The 5,212-nt window shown below is 64.1% G+C and carries 4 protein-coding genes; all 4 read right to left on the bottom strand.

What is annotated here, in order from left to right; all coding sequences use genetic code 11:
• On the bottom strand, window positions 1-2,994 hold a 2,994-nt coding region (gene eccCa / locus AC2VOU_RS18665), incomplete at its 3' end, for a type VII secretion protein EccCa (protein ID WP_486958703.1).
• 2 nt (window positions 2,995-2,996) lie between these two features.
• Entirely contained in the window at window positions 2,997-4,487 is a 1,491-nt protein-coding gene (gene eccB / locus AC2VOU_RS18660; protein ID WP_486958702.1) for a type VII secretion protein EccB, read from the bottom strand.
• A 72-nt stretch (window positions 4,488-4,559) separates the two neighbouring features.
• Window positions 4,560-4,880 carry a DUF2710 family protein gene (locus tag AC2VOU_RS18655; protein WP_486958701.1) on the bottom strand — a complete coding sequence of 107 codons (321 nt, stop codon included), beginning with the start codon at window positions 4,878-4,880 and terminating at the stop codon, window positions 4,560-4,562.
• 63 nt (window positions 4,881-4,943) lie between these two features.
• Window positions 4,944-5,212: DUF5631 domain-containing protein (locus tag AC2VOU_RS18650; RefSeq protein WP_486958700.1), on the bottom strand; the 269-nt coding region annotated here is incomplete at its 5' end.

Genomic DNA, 5,212 nt, shown 5'->3' with positions numbered 1-5,212 from the left:
ACCATAGGAAAGCCCTTGGCGCGCAATGGAGATCGCACGGTCTCCGATCGGGGAGTCTTTGTCGTAGAGATCACCGTAGTTGTCGATGACGAGGAAGACGTCACCGAACTTGTCGTCGGGATCGGTTCCCCCGCCGCCGGCCGCGCCGAACCGCCGCTCGCGGAATTCGGAGATGTCTATCTGGTACTGCTTGAACGACGCTTCGCGCGCGCGGATCAACCCCTCGATCGTGGCAATCGTGCGCGACACCCCTTCGGTGTCGTTCAGGCTGACCACACCGGCCACGTGGGGGTAGTCCTGCACCGGATACAGCGCCGCGCCGATACAGAAGAACGTGACGCGTTCCGGGCGGTACATCAGCGCCGCCGACGTCATCAGCGTCATCAACGTGGTGGACTTGCCCCGCTGCGCGGTCCCGACCACCATGATGTTGTCCAGTTCGGCATCGATCACCTGCACCCGCTGAACGTGGTCTTCGGGAATGTCCACGATCGCATACGGCAGCACCAAACCCGGATTCTGCCCGTAGTCGACGTGCCAGGGCTTGTCGCGCCAGTAGGCCACCAGCGCATCGACCTGCTCACTGTATTCCAGTGGCGGAAGCCAGATCTGATGCGGAAGCCGGGCGGGGTGCGCGATCAGTGACTCGCGGATGACGTCGAGTAGCTTCTTCTTGCGGAAGCCGTCGGTATGGAAGAGGAACTCGTCGGGTTCCTCGGGCGCCTCGGCCACCGCCAACGCCGCACTGTCGTGATCGCTGAGTGGCTGGTACTCCCAGGTGAGTGGCCGTGGCTGCGAGAAACTGACGTCGACCGTCTTACCAACCGTGACGACCTTCTTCGGCAACACGAACGGCGCAGACAGGTAGAAGCACCGGAACGGCTCGAGATCGCGTGGGCCCACTTTGAGAAGTGCGTACCCGTTTTCTTTCGACGGCAGGTGCAGTGCCGCATCGCTGCCGATGACATCACGGGAATCCTCGGCGGTCTCCGCTCGCAGGGCCACCCGGAATGCGATGTTGCTCTTGGCTTTACTCAACGACGATAGGTCCAGGCGCTGGCCGCCGAGAGTGAAGAACACGTTGCATCCGCGCCCTTCCTGACCGATGTGGATGACCAGCTGGATCCATTCCTGGTGATGGTGGAACAGCTCCAGGTATTCGTCGATGATCACCAGCAGTATGGGGACCGGCTCCAAATCCCGCCCGGCCAGCCGCATCTCTTCGTACTCGTTGGCATCACGGGCACCGGCCTCTTTGAAAAGCCGGTAACGTCTTGCGATTTCGCCGTTGATGGCCTTACGCATGCGCTCCGCGAGGTGACGGTCGTCCTTACCGAGGTTGGACAGCGAACCGGCGACGTGCGGAAGTCCCGCCAGGTCCTGGGCGGCTGACTCGAACTTCATGTCGACGAAGATCACCGCGAAGGTCTCTGGGGAGTGCGTCAGCGCGATGCCATTGGCCAGCGATAGGAAGAACTCCGACTTACCTGAGCCCGATGTTCCGATCACGACGGAGTGGAAACCGAAGCCGCCGAAGTCTTTTGCGCGGAATATCACGTACTGCAGTTCACCGCCCGGCTTGACACCGACCGGCACCATCGCCCACTTCGCGTCACCGCGGCCCCGGCTGTCGGCCCACAGCCGATCGACGTCGAGGTGCCGTGGGTCGCCGATCCCCAGCGCACGTAGTAGCTCGACGCCCTGACTGTCGGTTTCGGACAGGTCGTCGGCGCTCATCGGCGACCAACGCGCCAACGCTCGCGCGTATCGACTGGCGGTCGAGTCGGCGAGCATATCGGCGACGGCGTAGAACACGCCGCGGTGATAGAGCCGACCTTCCCGGAGTTCGAAGCGCTGGCCGTCGTCGAGGAAGCCGACGCCGACACCGGATCGAGTTGCCAACCGCAGCACCGTGATTCCGGCCATGCCCTTCTGCCCGGTCACACTTTCCCACTGCTCCGGCGTTCCGACGTTGTCGTCGACGACGATCCAGTGCGGACCCAGGGTCAACCCCGGCACTTCCATCGCCGACGGCATCGACGTCGGACTGGTGCCGACCGGCGGTGACCAGGGTCCGCGGCCCTTGCGGTGCAATTCGGCATCGAGCGCTTCTTCTAACTCGGTTGGCGAAATGAACACCAGCCTGCGCAGGCCACAAGCGTCGAACATCTCGTCATGCTGGTTGTGCGGCAGCCACACCAACCACGACCACAACTCGGGATGGCGGGTGACCACCATGATCTTGACGTCGTTCGGGCTGTGATAGACGGCCAGCGAGCACAGGATCGAGCGCGCGACCTTGTGCAGCTCAACGGGATCGCCGGCAATGAAGCTGAATCCGGGTTTGGACCGCAGGCCCAACACCTTGCCGATCCCGCGAATCTTGCTTTGCTCGAGGATGAAGTCGCGCAACGCCCCACCGGTCACCGGCTCGAGCTCTTCACCGATCGGCACCTCCGGCCACTGCAGCGATACCGCCGAGTCGCTGGCCTGCTGCACCCCGATGCCGACCCGCACGTCCAAGAAATCCGCGTCGCCGGGGCGGCGTTCCCACATCCGCGGGCCGCCGATCACGGTGTCCAGCTTCTGCGGATCACCGTGCACAAACAGCTGGCTGCGTCGATGATCCTGCGCGGCGCGCTGCACCTCGTCACGATCCTCGTCGAGCTGTCGCAGATAGACGCGCCGCTGCTTTTCCTGTTCACCCCAGGAGATCCGCCTGCCGCGACCGAACCGTCCGCTGAACATCAGCGCGCCGAATCCCGCCAGCCCCATCATCGGGAAAAAGCCCGACTGCAGCGACCGCACACCCGAGGTGTACATCACCACCAACGTGCCGATGATCCCCACGAGCAACGCGGGCAAGGCGATCATCAACAGGATGTTGCGCGGCTCGCGCTCCGGCAGCGCCAACGGCGGCGCGACCGCAACCCGCACCGGAGGCACCGTCGGCGCGGGTTTGCGTGACGCACGCACAAAACCACGTTTGGACATGCCTAACCTCCGACCAGTTCGCTGGCTTCCGGGATCGGCGCCACCGCACCGCCCTCGTTGATGGTGTCGTGCGCCAGCAATGCGCTGTCGCGACTGATGGCCGGCCCTGCCGCGAACGTGCGCACGATCGGCCACGGGGCCGACACGGCGCTGCGCGGATCCAGCCCGAGTGCCTGCAGCGTCTTGTCGTCCCACTGCACGCCGAACCGGACGCCTTGCGGGGATACCCAATACAGGCTTTCACGGCTTTGCGCCGTCGCGACGCCACTCGTGGTGGCAACGAAATTCGCCGCACCCGGCAACATCAGCGTCTGGTCTGCCTCCACCGACTCGGGGTGCCGGTCGTCGCGTACCAAACGGACCAGTCGGCCGTCCATTCCGATCGGCACCGGCAGACCCCGACCGCTGTAGACGGTGATCGAGGCTTGCGGATCGGTGGACTGTTTCTGCCATGCCACACATGTGACCGGATTCGCCTTCTTGTCAACAAAATTCAGCTTGCCCGACGGATAGAAGTCGACGTTGAGCCGTTCGACGACGGGGATGTGAACCAGCTTGTCCGGCGAGACCAATGTCGGCGTCACCGATCCTTGCGAGTTGGCGGTTCGCAGCAAGTCGGCGACAAAGCTGGTGATCTTCTGAACGCCGTCCGTCAACAGGACATAGAAACCCGTGACGTTGCCGTTGGCGTCGCGGGTCTCCAGAACGCTTCCCACTGCCGAACCGGGTAGCAACGGCGACGGCGTGCCGGAATCCGGAATTGCCGGTATCACCAGGGGTTCGGTGGACGGTAAGGCGTCGAACAGCGCATTGGAGATCTCGATCGGGTAGGTCACCCCGGGATCCAAACCCAGGTTGAACGTCACCGACCGGTCGGCCGGGTCGATTTCCGAACGTTGCCCGCCCCAGATCACATAGGTCGCGCCGATGTGCGTCACCAGGACCGCGTCCGGGCGCACCATCGGGGTAGCCCGCCCGCCCTGCTCGAGCTCCCCGGCAATCGACGTCACCACCGGCGCCCCGGCGCCCCGGGCCGGTGCGGTATCGCAGACCGACCACGCCGACATCGATGCCGGTGTAACGGTGAGATCATCTGGCACGCCCGGGATTCCGATCAGCGGGCCGGTTGGGTACTTGGCGATTTCGGCTGCCTTCACCCAGACTACGGCGGCGGCGTTACCGACGGCCAGCCGCGCAGAGGTCAGATTGAGCGCCGGATAGAGCCGGCCGTTGATTCTCGCGTAGACCGCTCCGGTGTCGCGGTTGCCGATGATCGCGGACTGCCCGACCAGACCGGCGGGTTTCATGACGTGCAGCAGCGCCATCCAACCAACGCCGATCAGTACGAACACCGTCGACAGCGCCACGGCCGCTTGCTGTTTGCGGTCATCGTGTTTCATCCGCACCGAGAAGCGGGTGATCGCGGCCTTGAGCCTGCGGTTGTAGAACAGGTGGCCCGAGTTTTGGTCGCGGTTGGCCAGATTGAGTGGCACGTCAGTATCCCTTCGGCGGCTGGTTCGCCCCGTCCTGGTGCTCAAAGCTGTTGCTTGACAGGCAGTTAACCCTCACTGGAGGGCGCCGCCGTATCGCTCCTGGTTCTCGGCGTGAGCCTCTTCGCGTATCGCGGCCACAGCGAGATTCACCCGATCGGCCAGTTCGCCGTGGGTGTAGCCGGCCATCACGGCCGGATGCAGTGCGAGCTCGACGAGCCGGCCGTCGACATTCGCGGACGCACGAATATCGCCGAGATCCACGCTGTAGGTGACGGTCTCGGCCTCACCCACGAGCGCTTCCCATTTGTCGGCAGCCTCATTGAGTTCATGCAGAACAGACTCGACGAGATCCTTGTCGCTGAGCTGCGCGCGGTGTTCCGACCCCGGCATCATTGCAGTATTCCGACCCTTCCGAACAGCGTCAATTCATCGGCTGTCGCCCTGAGCAGCGCGCTGTCACGGGCTGGCTTTCCAATTGCTGGGCGGCGGAGAGCTGAGGAGTTGGAACCAGGCAAAGTGGTAATTCGCGCTGACCGGGTTCTTGGTCGCCAGTGCTTCGGTGGCGGCCAACAGCAGGCAGTTCAGTAGTTGCCCGGCGTCGACGTCCGGGTACTGCGCCAGCAGTTGATATCGCGAAGTATCGACGTAGACCTGCAGGAGGTCGATCTCGGCGGCGGCGATGCCCGTGCCCGCGGCACCCGCCTTGGCCAGCGTGTGCACCATCC

This window comes from Mycobacterium sp. TH-M25 (genome assembly GCF_057473665.1).
Note: the sequence above shows the minus strand (reverse complement) of the source record. Positions and strands in the feature narration are given on the sequence as shown.